At 68.9% G+C, this 15184-nt stretch carries 11 protein-coding genes; 7 read left to right on the top strand and 4 right to left on the bottom strand.

The window, feature by feature from the left end:
• Window position 1: 1 nt before the first annotated feature.
• On the top strand, window positions 2-3508 hold the full coding sequence (gene cydD, locus GK109_RS01900; protein ID WP_157238479.1) for a thiol reductant ABC exporter subunit CydD: 3507 nt from the start codon (window positions 2-4) through the stop codon (window positions 3506-3508).
• Here cydD and GK109_RS01895 read toward each other — a convergent pair.
• The gene (locus GK109_RS01895; RefSeq protein WP_104997551.1) at window positions 3490-4008 is read right to left on the bottom strand and encodes a DinB family protein; all 519 of its coding nucleotides are present in this window, start codon (window positions 4006-4008) and stop codon (window positions 3490-3492) included. The two genes, cydD and GK109_RS01895, sit on opposite strands and share 19 nt — an antisense overlap.
• A 19-nt stretch (window positions 4009-4027) precedes the next feature.
• Window positions 4028-6547: a DNA topoisomerase (ATP-hydrolyzing) subunit A gene (locus tag GK109_RS01890; RefSeq protein WP_157238478.1), complete on the bottom strand. Its 2520-nt coding sequence runs from the start codon at window positions 6545-6547 to the stop codon at window positions 4028-4030.
• Between the two features lie 88 nt (window positions 6548-6635).
• Here GK109_RS01890 and GK109_RS01885 point away from each other — a divergent pair, with 88 nt between their 5' ends.
• From GK109_RS01885 to GK109_RS01870, 4 genes are read left to right on the top strand one after another with little or no spacing between them, the layout of a single operon-like run.
• Window positions 6636-9320 (top strand): bifunctional GNAT family N-acetyltransferase/acetate--CoA ligase family protein, encoded by a 2685-nt coding sequence (locus GK109_RS01885; RefSeq protein WP_157238477.1) that lies wholly within the window; start codon window positions 6636-6638, stop codon window positions 9318-9320.
• A 42-nt stretch (window positions 9321-9362) separates the two neighbouring features.
• Window positions 9363-10103, top strand: a complete 741-nt coding sequence (locus tag GK109_RS01880; protein WP_157238476.1) for a DUF5998 family protein — start codon at window positions 9363-9365, stop codon at window positions 10101-10103.
• A 1-nt stretch (window position 10104) separates the two neighbouring features.
• Window positions 10105-11373 (top strand): alkaline phosphatase family protein, encoded by a 1269-nt coding sequence (locus GK109_RS01875; protein ID WP_231754785.1) that lies wholly within the window; start codon window positions 10105-10107, stop codon window positions 11371-11373.
• Window positions 11366-12091, top strand: coding sequence for a thymidine kinase (locus GK109_RS01870; protein WP_321215958.1), 726 nt, complete (start codon window positions 11366-11368; stop codon window positions 12089-12091). The genes GK109_RS01875 and GK109_RS01870 overlap by 8 nt, the downstream gene beginning before the upstream one ends.
• Window positions 12092-12133: 42 nt before the next feature.
• Here the strand turns inward: GK109_RS01870 and sepH are convergent, their stop codons facing one another.
• A complete protein-coding gene (gene sepH / locus GK109_RS01865; RefSeq protein WP_157238475.1) occupies window positions 12134-13471 on the bottom strand; it encodes a septation protein SepH in 1338 nt (445 codons plus the stop codon).
• Between the two features lie 212 nt (window positions 13472-13683).
• Here sepH and GK109_RS01860 point away from each other — a divergent pair, with 212 nt between their 5' ends.
• A complete protein-coding gene (locus tag GK109_RS01860; RefSeq protein ID WP_157238474.1) occupies window positions 13684-13983 on the top strand; it encodes a DUF4193 domain-containing protein in 300 nt (99 codons plus the stop codon).
• Here the strand turns inward: GK109_RS01860 and GK109_RS01855 are convergent.
• Complete coding sequence (locus GK109_RS01855) at window positions 13959-14459, bottom strand: DUF3093 domain-containing protein (RefSeq protein ID WP_157238473.1); 501 nt, start codon at window positions 14457-14459, stop codon at window positions 13959-13961. The genes GK109_RS01860 and GK109_RS01855 overlap by 25 nt on opposite strands.
• 148 nt (window positions 14460-14607) lie before the next feature.
• Between GK109_RS01855 and dut the strand changes: the two genes are divergently transcribed.
• A complete protein-coding gene (gene dut / locus GK109_RS01850; protein WP_370460321.1) occupies window positions 14608-15135 on the top strand; it encodes a dUTP diphosphatase in 528 nt (175 codons plus the stop codon).
• Window positions 15136-15184 lie beyond the last annotated feature (49 nt).

Here is a 15184-nt window from a genome sequence, read left to right as displayed (position 1 = left end):
CATGCGGCCAAGTTTCCCGCCCGGTCCCGCCACCCGCTCCGCCCTCTACCTCCTGGGACTGCTGGCTGCCCTCAAGGCGTTGTCCCTGGTGCTCATGGGCCAGGCGGTGGCATCAGCCCTCGCCGGAATGGTGGCGGGGGACCCTGGCTGGGCCGGCGAGATTCCCCTGGGACTGGCCGGCGCGGTCCTGCGGTCCCTGACGGTCTGGGGACAAGCCGTTGCATCCCGCCGGGCCGCCCTTGGCATCAAGGAGGAGCTCCGCGCGGGGCTCCTTGAACGGGCTCTGCGCAATGGCGTAAGGGAGACCGGACCGGCCGACGGCGGACTCGCCGTTTTGGCAACCCGCGGCCTGGACGCCCTGGACAACTACTACACCCAGTTCCTGCCCGCGCTGGTGAACTGCGCCACGATTCCGCTGCTGCTGGGAGCGCGGATCCTTTTCGCCGACTGGCTCAGCGCAGTGGTGATTGTCCTGACGGTGCCGCTCGTGCCGTTGTTCATGGTGCTGATCGGCCGGTATACCGAGGACAGCGTCCGCGAGGCGCAGGCCTCCCTCGCAAGGCTCTCCGCCCACATGCTGGAGCTCGCCAAAGGACTGCCCGTCCTGGTGGGACTCGGCCGGGCCACGGCGCAGCGCAAGGCGCTGGAGGAGATCTCGGAGGAATACCGCGCCCGCACCATCGGAACCCTGCGCACGGCCTTCCTGTCGGCCCTGGCGCTGGAACTGATCGCAACCATCTCCGTCGCTGTGGTTGCGGTGTTCATCGGTGTCCGCCTGGTGCACGGCGACATGCCGCTCGAAGCAGGCCTGCTTGCCCTGATCCTGGCGCCGGACTGCTATCTTCCGCTGCGGGAACTGGGCACCGCCCACCACGCCAGCGACGACGGCCGGGTTGCCCTCGCCGCAGCCGCCGCTGTCACGGATGCTCCCGAGCCCCGCCCGCTTCCTGCAGCCAAGGCAGGAAGGCCCGGGGCGCCGGTCACCGTCACGGACCTTGCCGTGAGCTACGGCGGAAGGTCAGGGCCCGCCGTCGGCCCGCTCACCTTCTCGGCACCCCAAGGCAGGATCACCGCCCTGGACGGCGCCAGCGGCGCAGGAAAGAGCACGGTCCTCGGCGTCCTGGCCGGGACCATTGGCGACGGCGGCGGCACGACGGTAACCGGCACGGTCCAGGGCCTGGACCGGACCGCCCTGGCCTGGGTGCCGCAACACCCCGCGATGCTCGCGGAAACCGTCCTGGATGAGGTGGTGCTCTACGTTTCCGGGGACATCCCTGGCGCCAGCGGCCATGCAGGCGCGGAAGCCGCCGCACGCGCCTGCCTGGACCGCGCTGCCGCCGGCCACCTGGCCCAACAGCACCCGGCGGAACTGAGCCCGGGCGAGCTGCGGAGGGTCGCCCTGGCCCGGGGGCTGGCGAAGATCGAGGCCGGAGCCACCGTCCTGCTGCTCGACGAGCCCACCGCGCACCTGGACGACGCCTCGGCGATGGCCGTCGAGGAGGCCATCAGGAAGCTCCGGGGCCGGGTGACGGTGATCCTGGTGGCGCACAATGAACGCACCCGCAGCCTCGCGGACCACGTGGTGCCCGTGGGAGGGCCGGGCCGGACAGTACCCGCCGCCGCGCACCCGGCGGATGCATTCCGGGCACGACCAGCTGCCGCGGCCGGCTCTGCCGCCGGCGAAACGGCCGACGACTCAGCCAGCACAGCCGGCACGGCTGCCCGCGCCACAATCCCCGCCGCGGCCGAACCAGCCGACAGCCGCGCCACCGCCCGACTGCTCGCAGTGCTCCTTGCGCCGGTGCGCGGCAAGTTCGCGGCCGCCGCGGTGGTGGGCACGCTGGCCGCAGTCTTCGCAGTGGCGCTGTCCGGTCTGTCCGGCTGGCTGATCATCCGGGCCAGCGGGCAGCCGCCCATCCTGTACCTGCTGACCGCCATCGTGGGGGTGCGGTTCTTCGGAATCGGGCGGGCGGTGCTCCGTTACTGGGAACGGCTCCTCCTGCATGATGCGGTGTTTGCCGCCCTCACCCGGCTCCGCGGACAGCTGTGGGAGTCGCTGAGCCGCAGGGCGCTCGCACTCCGCCGCCTGCTCCAGGGCGGCAACGTCCTGGGATCGGTGATTGACGACGTCGATACCGTCCGCGACCTCCTGCCCCGCGTTGTGCTGCCGCCCGTTACCGCCCTTGCCGTCTCCGCGCTGGCACTGGCCACTACCGGCCTGCTGGTGCCGGCCGCGCTGCCGGCCGTCCTGGCCGCCGCCGCGGCCAGCCTGTTCATGGCGCCGGCCCTGGCACTGTGGGCTGACCGGAAATCTGCCAGCGCCGAACAGGTTCTGAGGTCCGGAGTGCTGCGGCGCATTTCCGCAGCCCTTGATGCCAGGGCCGAGCTGCACGCCAACGGCGTTGCCTTCGCTGTCCTTGCAGGACTGCGGGCGCAGGACCGCGATGCCACCCGGGCGTCCCGGCGCTCGGCCTGGGCGGACGGACTGGGCCACGCCATCACCACCGCTTCGTGCTGCGCCGCGGCTTTCGCTGCCGCCTTGCTGGCGGCTCCCGCGGTGTTCGAGGGCCGCCTCGAGCCCGCCACTGCGGCGGTGGTGGTGCTGCTGCTCCTCGCGCTCGTGGAACCTTACGCGGCGATGACGACGGCGGTACGCCAGTTCCCGGCGCTCCGGACGGTCATGCGGCGCGTCGCCGCCTCGGGCGCGCTGGACCGCGCCGCCCCCGATTCCGTGGGCAGCGCTGCGGACGGCCTGCAGGAGGTGCCGCCCCGGCACAACTGTGCTCCCGGCGTCGAACTCGAAAACCTTGCCGCGGCCTGGCCGGGCGGTGCGCCGGTGTTTGCCGGGCTGGACGCGGTTGCGGAACCGGGGCGTTGGCTGGCAGTCACCGGGCCCTCGGGCTCCGGAAAGTCCACCCTGCTCTCGGTCCTGCTGGGCTTCCTTCCGGCCGCCGCGGGGACTGCCCGGGTGACCGGCCGGGCCGCGTGGTGCCCGCAGGAGGCCCACCTCTTTGACTCGACCATCCGCGGCAACCTGCTGCTGGGCAAGCGTTCCTCCGGGGACCGGGCTGCCGGCGGCGACGCCGAACTTCGGGATGTGCTTGCGTCCGTTGGGCTGTCCGGCCTGGTGGAGGGGCTGGCGGCGGGCCTGGACACCCGGATCGGTACCGGCGGTGCGTTCCTGAGCGGAGGGGAGCGCCAGCGCCTGGCGGTGGCCCGCACGCTGATGACGGGCGCGGAGGTGATCCTGTTGGACGAGCCGACGGCCCACCTGGATGCGGAATCGGCACAGGACATGCTGGCGGACCTGCGCGCGGGGCTGCGGAACCGCACTGTGGTGCTGGTGACCCACAACCCCGCTGACATCGCCCCCGGCGACGCCCGCCTGGTGCTGGCCGCCGGGTCAGGGAACACAGGACGCGCACCCGCGCCTGCGTATGCCCGGACCCGTGCCTCGACGGCGTATGCGCTTACCGCGGCAGAGGGGGATCAGCCGTCCACGTCGTGAAGGTGATGGACGACGTCGTGCAGGAAGTACTGGGCGAGGGTCAGGACGGTGAATTCAGAACCGTTGCTGCGCAGCCCTTTCCGTCCCCACTCCGCTTCGCGGACGCCGGCAAAGGACTCCGCCACCTGCTTGCCCTCTGCGGCCAGTTCAGCGCTCACCACGGCGGGATCGGCGTTGGCGTAGTCCTTGTCCAGCGCTGTCCGGTCCTGGTCCCAGTTCTCGAACCTGGCGTCGTCCGAATCCAGCATGAGGTTCAGCCTCTGGTCAAAGAGGCTGAAGACGTCCCGGACGTGGCAGGCGTACTCCAGCGCCGACCAGGTGTGCTCGTTCGGGCGCTCGGCGGCGTCCGGCCTGCGCAGGACGGCCCGCCAGCGGGGGAGCATGTTTTCGATGGTCCCGGGGACCGTTGACGGCGTCACCGTGGAAGCGTCAAAAGAGCATTCCGGGCAGGGACGGGTCAGGACCCAGGTCCAGTCCTTCTCATCAGGAACGATAGGCATGGAAGCAGTCTAGGCTGGATCAGGCAGTCTGGGCGGGATCAGGCCAGGCCATGGCGGGACCCACCACATCCACCGGCTGGGAGAGCGGGACGCCGGATCCGTCACGCCGGCCATGCTCCTGAGGCAGGGACCTGGCGACCCCGGCTGCCGAGGACGCCTTGGCCGGGCCGTGGCCTGCCCAGGCGAGCAGCAGCGTGTCCTCGCCCTTCAGGAAGCGGTGGGCCCGCACTCCGGCTGTCGCACGCCCCTTCACCGGATACTCGGAGAACGCGGTCACCTTGGCTGTGCCGGGGGCGGTGCCGGGAAGCGCGCCGGTGGTTCCCGCGATGGTCACCACAACGGCGGCCTCGTCCTTGGGCTGGATGGCGCCGAAGTACAGTACACGGTCCCCGGCCGCCAGCTTGATGCCTGCCATGCCGCCGGCCGTACGGCCCTGCGGCCGCACGCTTGCGGCACCAAACTTCAGCAGCTGCGCCTGGCTGGTCAGGAACACCAGCTCGGCATCATCGGCTCCCGCAGGCACCACGTTGACCACAAAGTCCTTGTCCTTCAGGGAAATGACGTCCCAGTCTTCCCGGTTCAGCGGATAGTCCGGCTGCACCCGCTTCACCACTCCCTGGGCAGTGCCAATGGCCAGCACTTCGTCCAGCGGGACGAACGCCACCAGGGTCTCCCCCTTCAGGAGGGTCAGGAAATCCTTGGCGGGAACCCCGCCGGCGAGGTTCGGCAGGCCCGAGACCGGGGGCAGGACCGGCATGTCCATCACCTGGAGGCGCAGCATGCGCCCCTGCGAGGTGACCGCAGCGATTTCGCCCCGCGCCGAGGTCTTGACCACGGACGTGTAGACATCGTGCTTGGCCCGGGGGCCGGCCTCCGCCAGCGGCTCCTGGTTGCTGGTGCGGGCCACCTGCCCGGACGCGGTCAGGATTGCCCAGCAGGGGTCGTCGGCGATTTCCAGGGCCAGCGGCGCGGCCTTGCCCTTCTTTCCCGCGGCCAGGGCGAGGTCGGCGGCAACGGTGGGGGCCACAGCCTCTGATTCCAGCAGGACCGTCCGCCGCGGCGTGCCGTGCTCTTCGGCGATGGCGCCCAGTTCGTCGGACACCAGCGTGCGCAGCCGTTCCTCTGAGCCCAGGATGGCCTCCAGCTCCGCGATCTCGCGGCGGAGCTCGTCCTGTTCCTTCTCGAGCTCGATCCGGGAGTACTTGGTCAGCTGGCGGAGGCGCAGTTCCAGGATGTAGTTCGCCTGGATTTCCGTGAGGTCGTAGATGGACATCAGCCGGGCCCTGGCGGCGGCGGCCTCATCCGAGGACCGGATGATCTGGATGACTTCGTCGATGTCCACAATGGCGATGAGGAGGCCCTCCACCAGGTGGAGGCGGTCCTTCTTCTTTCCCAGCCGGAAGACGGTCCGGCGGCGCACCACGTCGATCCGGTGGTTCACGTAGACGGTGAGCAGCTGCACCAGGCCCAGGGTCTGCGGCTGCCCGTCCACCAGGGTGACATTGTTGATGCCGAAGGAGTCCTCCATCGGCGAGTAGCGGTAGAGCTGCTGGAGGACGGCGTTGGGGTTGAAGCCGTTCTTCAGTTCGATGACCAGCCGCAGGCCGTGCTTCCGGTCCGTCAGGTCGACGATGTCGCTGATGCCGGTCAGCTTCTTGGCATTGACGGCGTCCTTGATCTTCTCGATGACCTTCTCCGGGCCCACCATGTAGGGGAGCTCGGTGACCACCAGGCCGGTCCGCCGCGCGGAAAGCTGCTCGATTTCCACCTTGGCCCGGGTCTTGAAGGACCCTCGCCCGGTGGCGTAGGCGTCGCGGATGCCGTCCAGGCCCACGATGCGCCCGCCGCTGGGCAGGTCCGGGCCGGGCACGAAGCGCATGATGTCCTCCAGCGTCGCGTCCGGGTTGGCAATCAGGTGCCGCGCGGCCGCGATGACCTCCACGAGGTTGTGCGGGGCCATGTTGGTGGCCATGCCGACGGCGATGCCGGTGGCACCGTTGACCAGCAGGTTGGGGAACGCTGCCGGCAGGACGTCCGGCTGGGTCAGCTGGTTGTCGTAGTTGGGGACAAAGTCCACCACGTCTTCATCGAGGTGGTCGGTGAGGGTGAGGGCGGCGGCGGCCAGCCGTGCCTCCGTATACCGCGGAGCCGCAGGGCCGTCGTCGAGCGAGCCGAAGTTGCCGTGCCCGTCAATGAGGGGCAGCCGCAGCGAGAAGTCCTGCGCCATGCGCACCATGGCGTCGTAGATGGCGGTATCGCCGTGCGGGTGCAGCTTTCCCATGACCTCGCCCACCACGCGGGCGCTCTTCACGTGGCCGCGGTCGGGGCGCAGGCCCATATCGCTCATCATGTAGAGGATGCGGCGCTGCACCGGCTTGAGCCCGTCGCGGGCGTCGGGAAGGGCCCGCGAGTAAATCACCGAATACGCGTACTCCAGGAAGGACCCCTCCATTTCGGAGGTGACATCGATGTCCACGATGTTCTCCGTGTAGGGGGTGCTGTCTTCCACGGTGGGGGCTGGGCTTTGGCGGCGGGCCATGGGTGGGTAGATCCTTCTGGAGTGCTGTGCAAACGGTTTATTGTGCGCGAGCGGCGGTGCTGCGGGAGTTTTTGGCTAGGCTAAGCCTATGGTGGATCAGTCCGTGGACGGCGAATATCCGGAACATTGGGAAGCCGATGTCGTCCTGCGCGACGGCGGAACCGCGCATCTGCGGCCAATCCATCCCTCGGATGCGGACGCCGTCCAGGCATTCCACATGGGACAGTCGCAGAATTCAATCTACATGCGCTTCTTCGCGTTCAAGGCCAGGCTCTCCAGCAAGGAGCTCAAGCGGTTCACCGAGGTGGATTACCGGGACCGGGTGGCGTTCGTCATCACCATCGGCGGTGAAATCGTCGGCATCGGCCGTTATGACCGGCTCGACGACCCCGCGGAGGCAGAGGTGGCGTTCAACATCGCGGACGCCCACCAGGGGAGGGGCATTGGCTCCATCCTGCTGGAACACCTTGCCGCCGCCGCCCACGAAAACGGCATCCGCCGCTTCAGCGCCGAAGTGCTGCCGGAGAACCGCAAGATGCTGATGGTCTTTTCCGATGCCGGGTATGACGTCAAACGGCATTTTGACGACGGCGTCGTGAGCCTGGAGTTCAACATCGACCCCACCGAGAGGTCCCGGGCGGTGATGGAATCCCGTGAGCACCGCGCAGAGGCGAGGAGCGTCCGCGACCTGCTGACGCCGTCGTCCGTTGCCGTCATCGGTGCCAGCCGAAAATGGGGGACCGTGGGGTACCAGCTGCTGGAGCACATCATCGAGGGCGGCTTCCGCGGCAGCGTGTACGCCATCAACCCCGAGGCGCTGGAACTGGCGGGCATGATGTCCTTCGGCAGGCTCTCCGAAGTCCCCGAGCCCGTCCAGCTTGCGGTGGTGGCCGTCCCCTACGAGGAAGTCGCCGCCGTCGTGGCCGACTGCGCCGCGGCCGGGGTGAAGGGACTGGTGGTTGCTTCGGCAGGCTTCGCGGACGACGGCGAACGCGGCCTCGCGAGGCAGCGGGACCTCGTGCGGCAGGCCCGGGCCAACGGCATGCGGGTGATAGGACCGGCGTCCCTGGGAATTGTGAACACCCACCCCAACGTGTCGTTGAACGCTTCCATGGCGCCCGCGATGCCGCTGCGGGGCAGCCTGGGGCTGTTCTCCCAGTCGGCCGCCATCGGCGTCTCGCTCTATGCCGCCTCCAGCAGGCGCCGGCTGGGCCTGTCCACCTTCCTCTCCGCCGGCAACCGCGCCGATGTTTCCGGCAACGACATGATGCAGTACTGGGAGGACGACGCCGACACCTCGGCAGTCGGCCTGTACCTGGAATCCATCGGCAACCCGCGCAAGTTCTCCCGGCTGGCCCGCCGGCTGGCGCGCATCAAGCCGGTGATCGTGGCCAAGTCCGACGCCATGGGGCTGCGCCTGCCGCCCGGGCACGCCGTCCGCACCACCCAGGCGCCGGCGGGCGCCCTGGACGCCATGCTGCGCCAGTCCGGCGTCATCCGGGTGGAAACCATAGAGCAGCTGGTGGATGTTGCCCAGGTCGTCTCCGGCCAGCCGCTCCCGGCCGGGCCCGGCCTTGCCATCTTCAGCAACTCCCAGGCGCTGGGCAAGGTGGTGGCAGACAGTGCCGCCTCGCACGGCCTGGGCATTGGCCAGGTAGTGGCCGGGGTGGACCTCGACGCCGGCCAGTCGGTGGCCCTTCCCGCCCTGCGTTCGGCCCTGCTCGCGGCGCTGGAGTCGGACGCCGTCCACGCAGCCGTCGCTGCCCTGCTTCCGGCCCGCGGGCTCACCGTGGACAGCATCGCCGACGTGCTGGCCGAATGCTCCGTGAAGTCCGGAAAGCCCGTGGTGGCCGCGTTCACGGGGATCCTGGATCCCTCTGTCTACGTTGAGGGGATGGTGGGGGCCGGGGAACGCGCCGTGCCCTGCTTTTCCAACCCCGGCGCCGCCGTGGCCGCGCTCGCGGCCGTGGTGCGGTATGCCGAGTGGGTCTCCCGCGACCATGGACACTTCGTTGAACCCGAAGGCTGCGATCCCCAGGCAGCCCGGGCAGAACTCGAGGCCCACCTCCGGGACGTAAAAGGCGAGCAGCTCAAACAGCTGGATCCGGCGGCCACGCGTTCCCTCCTGGGCCACTACGGCATCACCGTACTGCCCTCTGCCGGTTTTGACAGCCCCGACGAGGCGGTGGAGGCCGCGGAGGCCCTCGGCTGGCCGGTAGCGCTGAAAACCACCGACCCCTCGCTGCGCCACCGGCTGGACCTCGGGGGAGTGCGGCTGGACATCCAGGACGCCGAGTCCCTGCGCCTGAACGTGCTGCAGATGCGCCGCATCCTGTCCCGTTACGGCGACCCCGCCCTGGAGGTGCAGACCATGGCGCCCGTTGGCCAGGCCTGCACGTTCCGGGCCATCGAAGACCCGCTCCTGGGGCCGGTCATCTCCTTCGGCCTGGCGGGCGACGCCGTCAACCTGCTGGACGACTGGGCCCACCGGGTGCCGCCCCTGTCCGCGGCGGACGTGCATGATTTCATCCGCGGACCGCGGGCGGCCCGGAAGCTGTTCGGCTACCAGGGCCTGCCCGCAGTGGACGTCGCCGCACTCGAGGACCTTGCCGGCAGGCTCGCGTGGCTGAAGGACAGCCACCCCGAGATCGCGCTGCTGGAATTCAATCCGGTGCTTTGCGGCGCCTCCGGGGCGGTTATCCTGGCGGCGGACGTCCGGATCGGCAACGCGGCCCAGCGCACGGACAGCGCCCGCCGGGCCATGCTCGGCTGACGCGGTTAGCAATGTGACCGGCCCATCTGTGAAAATGGGGGAATGAGCTCACAGCCTCCCGCGTCGGCGCCCGAAACGCCCGGCAATGAAAACCAGGCAGTCCGCCACAGCTCACATAACCACGGTGCCCAGGGCCAAAGCCTGGACGGCGCACTGCAGAAGGCCGGTTTCTACCCGCGCCTTGTTGCCGACGTGGTGGACGACGCCTTGGACGGCCGCGACTGTGTTGCCCACCTGGTGCACCTGGAAACCCACTTTGACCGGGCCGAGGTCCGGCGCCACATCACCGTTCTGGTGCTGACCGCGGACATGCTGGTGATTACCCACGTGGACGACCAGCAGCTGGACGAGGCCGGTGAACAGATCGTGGCCCAGATCTCCACGGAATCCGTCCCCGTGGCGCAGATCCGCTCCGTGGTGCTCAGCTACATGTACGCCCAGCCGCAGAACTATAAGCCATCGGATCCCGTGCGCGAGGTGACGCTGTCCATCGCCTGGTCCGGCGGCCAGCGGCTGGACATGGGCCCTGCCAGCTGCGGGGATCCCCAGTGCGAAGCCGACCACGGCTATAGCGGCACCATTGCGCAGGAAGACATCGTCCTCCGGATCAGCGCTGAGGCTGACGGGCTGCAGGCAGTCCAGGACGCCAAGTTGTTTGCCCGCGCGCTGCGCGCGGTCAACACGGGCTCCGCCGCCCCGGTGCCGCACATCCAGTCCCTCCCTCCGCGTCCGCGTCCGGGCGTGTTCGGCAACCGGCTGAGCCGCGGGCACCAGCAGCGCTGAGATGCCGGAAGAACGCCGCCTGACCATCCCCGCCGCAGTTACCCCGTCGCATGCCGCTCCAGTCCAGGCCGGCCGGACGGCCGACCTTCCGCCCGCCCCCGCCTACGGCCGGCGCTCCGTCGCGGATGTGCTGACCAGTGCCGCGGCCAGCCTGGGCCTCGATGGCTTCACCAATACGCTTGGCCTTCCTGCCGCGTCGCGTGTCTGCGTCGTGGTGGCCGACGGCCTGGGCCGGAACCTCCTGAAGCAGAAGTCCGCGCACACACCCTTCCTCAGGTCGGTCATCCAGGCCGGTCAGGGGGAAGTTCCCGTGTGGCTGGATTCGGCATTCCCCTCAACGACGGCCGCCGCTCTGGCATGTTTCGGTACCGGGCTGCCCCCCGGCCAGCACGGCATGGTGGGCTACGACGTGCTTGACCCGGAGCAGGACAAAGTGGTCAACATGCTCGGCAACTGGGACGCCGGGGTGGACCCCCTCGCCTGGCAGCCGTTCCCCACCGTGCTGGAACGGGCTGCAGGCCAGGCCGCCGTCACCACGGTCAGCCTTCCCCAGTTCGGCGATTCGCCCATGACCAGGGCTGCCCTGCGCGGCGGGACCTTCGTGGCCGGCACCACTTCCCACGCCCGGACTGAGGCCGCCGCCGAAGCCCTCGCCGTCCCCGGCCCGGCCCTGTTGTACTTCTACCTCAACGAGCTGGACAAGGCCGGGCACCGCTACGGCTGCCAGTCCGAATCCTGGGAGCACCAGCTTGAGGAGCTGGATGCCACCATGAAGCGGTTGAATGCCTCCCTGCCTGCCGGCACCACCATCCTGCTGACCGCGGACCACGGCATGCTGGATGTGCCGGAACAACAGCGCATCGACTTTTCAGCCGACCCGGCGCTGGTGGAAGGCGTCCGGCACACCGCCGGCGAACCGCGCATGGTGCACCTCTACCTGGAAACCGGAGCGGACGGCACAGGGCCCGACGCCGGCGCACGCGAAAGGCTTCTCGCAGCCTGGCGCACCCGCTTCGGTACCCGCATCTGGGCCTTCACCAGGGAGGACGCCATTGCGGCGGGGCTCTTCGGCCCGGTTCGGCCCGCCGTCGAGGGCAGGATCGGCGACGTGATGATTGCAGCCCGCGATGAGCTGGCACTGTATGACACAAGGCGCGTCCGCCCCACGGCGATGGAAGTCGTGGGCCAGCACGGATCCCTGACCAAGGCTGAGCGGGAGGTCCCGCTGCTGTGCTTCACGGCAGGCGGCAGGAGCGTCCGCCGTGGCTGAACTCGTCTTCTTTTCGGGCACCATGGACTGCGGCAAATCCACCCTCGCGCTGCAGATGGATCACAACCACCGTGCCCGGGGCCGGGGCGGTGTGCGCTTCAGCCGCAACGACCGTGCCGGCGCATCCCGCATCTCCAGCCGGCTCGGCCTCGAAACCGACGCAGTGGAGGTGGCGGACGGCACGGACTTCTGGGAGGAAGTCATGCTGCGGCGCACCCAGGGCCAGCGCGTGGACTACCTGATTTGCGATGAGGCGCAGTTCTATACGCCGGAGCAGGTGGAACAGCTGGCGAAGGTCGTGGACGAGATCGACGTCGACGTTTTTGCCTTCGGTATTACCGCCGACTTCCGCACCAGGCTCTTCCCCGGCTCGCAGCGGCTGATCGAACTGGCGGACCGGGTGCAGGTTTTACAGGTGGAGGCCCTGTGCTGGTGCGGCCGCCGGGCTACGCACAATGCAAGGACGGTGGACGGCGTCATGGTCACCGAAGGCGCCCAGGTAGTGGTGGGTGACGTCGACATGGCCGTTGACGGATCAGCGGCTCCGGCCGCAGGCCGCATTCCCGTGGTGGGCTACGAAACCCTCTGCCGGCGCCACTTCATGCGGCGGGTCACGGCCCATGGTGCCAACCTCATGGCTGAGCAGGACCAGCTGCTGCCGTTCGAGGTGGATGCGTGCCTGTGGCGCGGCACCGGCGGAACCGGGGCAGGCGCCTAAGCGTCCGGTGTCCGGTGTCCGGCCGGCGCGCAGGCCGTGTACCTAGTCTCCGCGGGTCCCGAAGACTATCTCGTCCCAGGACGGAACGCTGGAGCGCTTGGGCCTCGAGGGCTGCCTTTCCGGTGCGCCCGTTTCCGGGAGCTGGCCGGTGGCAGGGGAGTTATCGTCAGTGCGCGGTGCCGGCCGGCGCGGGTTGCCGCCCAGCAGTTCGTCCAGTCCTGCTCCGCTGCCTGACGCGCCGGTGCCGCGTGCCGCGTCAGGATCCGCTGAACCGGAGGGGCGCTGGGGGGAGGCCACGATTGTTATCTCCCGGGTGTCTGTACTGACACCGTTGTGCAGCCGGAGGTTGTCTTCCACCGGGTCCGCGTGCGGGGGGATGAGGCTCAGCCGGGAAAGCATCGACGGGCGGGCATCCCGGCGCCGGATGAAGGAATCACCCTGGGCAGCGGGGGCACTGCCGGCATCTTCCTCCGGCTCTGCCTCCTGTTCGTCTGCTTCCGGCGTGACCTCGGAGGGCCGGGGATGGGCAGCCGGCACGCCGTGCGTGAGGAGCAGGGCCAGGGCGTCGTCGGAATCCTCATCCACGCCAAGCCGCTGGCCCCGGCGCGAGCGCAGCATGTCCAGGAGGCCGTCGGATTCCTTTTCCTTGCCCGGCGCGTGGCCGGCATTGCCTGCCTGGCTTCCGGGAACGGCGTCGGCATCGGTCTCAAAGTCAAAGGGCCGGTCGGAAACGGCCGACAGCCGGCGGGCAGGAACGGGCCCGTCCAGGGGCTCCAGTTCGCTCAGTTGCTGGGCCCAGCGGTTGGCGTTCTGCAGCGACTTCCGTGCCGGGCTGAAGGTCCACAGTGCCGGGGGCTCCTCGCCTATGCCCGGAGTGGTGCCGTTCTTGGCTTCGAAAGTGGCCGAGACAGTCCAGGTCCCATCCTGGCGACGCCAGGAATCCCACTCCACCGTGGCCGGGTCGATGCCATGGGCGGCGAGCCGGTGCCCCACCATGTCATTCAGCGTGGCAGGGTTGTCGCCGAACGCCGACCGGTAGACGTCATGGCCGGGGGAAGGCGAGGCCACTTCCACTTTGCGGGCCTGCTGGGCCACGTACTCCCGTTCAGCAAGGACCGGCCCCTCGTACCGTTCAACCTTGGCCAGCGGAAGCCCGGAAAGCTCGGCGACGTCGGCCGCAGTGGCACCGGCGCGTATCCGAGCCTGGATGTCCCGCGGGGACATCGGAACAGCTGGCCGCTCGGCCCGCGGCTTAACCGCAGGCCGGCTGGCCGTCCTCAGCGCTTCGTCGATCGGCAGCTGGAACATCTCGCCGCCGGCCCCGCTCAACAGGAGGTGAGTCCCGTCGTCGTGTACGCCTACAAGCCGTAGATCCTGCATACAAATCCTCCACCCTGGCATTACTATCACTCGAAACTTTGCCACCCGGGGGACGGGTTTTCCGTCAAGGGGCAGGGCGCGCCGCGATTTTCCGGGACAACGCTCGCAAATCCTCCGCCAGGCCCGGCCTTGGCCGGGCACCAACCCGGCGCATCCCGCGTTATGAAGGGTGTTGTCCCAGACAATCGCACAGGAAGAAGGCCAGGGCCACGATGTCCACCGATTACGATGCGCCGCGCAAGTCCGAGGAGGACGCCACCGCGGACTCGCTGGAAGAGCTGAAGACGCGCCGGTCTGACAAACCGGTTGCGGTGGTGGATGAGGACGAAAGCGAGCTTGCCGCCGGCTTTGAACTGCCGGGCGCGGACCTCTCCGGCGAGGAGCTGGTGGTCCAGGTGGTTCCGGCCCAGGCTGACGAATTCACCTGCTCCTCGTGCTTCCTGGTACGGCACCGCTCCCAGATCGCCAGGGAGAAGGACGGCCGGTTCTACTGCAGGGACTGTGAGGGCTGAAGGGCTGCCGCCAGTTTGTCCGGGCGGCGGGTGGACGCCAGCCAGTACGGCGTCGGATCCGAGGGATCGGTGATGCCGATCTTGACGACGGGATCGATCCAGCCCCGGATGCAAAGGTAGGCCAGGCCGTTCAGCCGGGTGCCGCGTTCCGCCGTCGCTTCTTCACCGCGGAAGGGCTGGGCGGCACCCACGAAGCGGCGTTCAATGGTGGCCCGCCCCACGGTCAGGGTGTTTTCCGTGACCAGGATGGTGGGGGTGGAAAGGATCAGGAGGATGGCGATAATCGTGAAGAGAACTACCGCAGCCGTGTAGCCCGCAGCCGCGCTGATAGGTGCAAACACCAGGATTCCTGCACCTGAGATGCCCGCTGCGATGATCCAGATCCAGGCATTGGGCCAAAGCTTTTCCCGGTAGACCACTGCGGCTTCGGATGATGGTGTGCCGGGAACGGGCGCGGCGGAACTGGATTCGGGCATGACGCAAGCTTTCCATCTTTCCCTGGCTATTTCATCCCGGCCGCTTCTGTCCCGGCGCCGGCGGCACCTTCCCCGCAGCACGGTGCCTGCCCCCGGCAGGTGCCTGCGCCTAGGTGCGCGCGGCGGGCGCGGGTTAGAGTGAGTGACTGTGACTGATCATTCCGCAGCCGTAGACACCTTCACCGCAGAACCTGCCGGCCTGGCGCCGTCGGCCACAGCCCCAACACTGCAGGTCCAGCTGAAGATGCTGGATCCAGGCCTCGAGGCGCCCTCCTACGCGCACCCGGGCGACGCCGGCGCTGACCTTCGTGCCAGGGAGGACGTTGTCCTGCAGCCGGGGGAGCGCAAGCTGGTTCCCACGGGAGTGGCAATTGCCCTCCCTGACGGCTTCGTCGCCCTGATCCATCCGCGGTCGGGGCTTGCCACCAAACACGGGCTGACCATTGTCAACGCCCCCGGAACGGTGGATGCCGGATACCGGGGGGAAATAGCCGTCACCCTGCTGAACACCGACGCGAGCCAGTCCATTGAGCTGCACCGCGGCGATAGAATTGCGCAAATGGTTATCCAGCGTGTGGAGCACGCGCAGTTCATCCCCGTTAATGAATTGAGCGGGTCCGTGCGCGGTACGGGAGGCTTCGGATCCACCGGCGGTTTCAATCCGCCGGGGGCCTAAAGAACGATTTCCGTTCCCGCAGTATTGCTGCCGGGCGCGTACAGCAGGA

The sequence above is a fragment of the Pseudarthrobacter sp. GA104 genome (assembly GCF_009741265.1).
In the GTDB taxonomy this organism is placed as follows: domain Bacteria; phylum Actinomycetota; class Actinomycetes; order Actinomycetales; family Micrococcaceae; genus Arthrobacter.
This window is presented reverse-complemented; position numbering and strand designations above follow the sequence as displayed.

What these genes read in the sequence shown, in the direction of transcription:
- cydD (WP_157238479.1), top strand. Translation starts at nt 2, where the DNA reads ATGCGGCCAAGTTTCCCGCCCGGTCCCGCCACCCGCTCCGCCCTCTAC.
- GK109_RS01895 (WP_104997551.1), bottom strand. Translation starts at nt 4,008, where the DNA reads ATGCCTATCGTTCCTGATGAGAAGGACTGGACCTGGGTCCTGACCCGT.
- GK109_RS01890 (WP_157238478.1), bottom strand. Translation starts at nt 6,547, where the DNA reads ATGGCCCGCCGCCAAAGCCCAGCCCCCACCGTGGAAGACAGCACCCCC.
- GK109_RS01885 (WP_157238477.1), top strand. Translation starts at nt 6,636, where the DNA reads ATGGTGGATCAGTCCGTGGACGGCGAATATCCGGAACATTGGGAAGCC.
- GK109_RS01880 (WP_157238476.1), top strand. Translation starts at nt 9,363, where the DNA reads ATGAGCTCACAGCCTCCCGCGTCGGCGCCCGAAACGCCCGGCAATGAA.
- GK109_RS01875 (WP_231754785.1), top strand. Translation starts at nt 10,105, where the DNA reads ATGCCGGAAGAACGCCGCCTGACCATCCCCGCCGCAGTTACCCCGTCG.
- sepH (WP_157238475.1), bottom strand. Translation starts at nt 13,471, where the DNA reads ATGCAGGATCTACGGCTTGTAGGCGTACACGACGACGGGACTCACCTC.
- GK109_RS01860 (WP_157238474.1), top strand. Translation starts at nt 13,684, where the DNA reads ATGTCCACCGATTACGATGCGCCGCGCAAGTCCGAGGAGGACGCCACC.
- GK109_RS01855 (WP_157238473.1), bottom strand. Translation starts at nt 14,459, where the DNA reads ATGCCCGAATCCAGTTCCGCCGCGCCCGTTCCCGGCACACCATCATCC.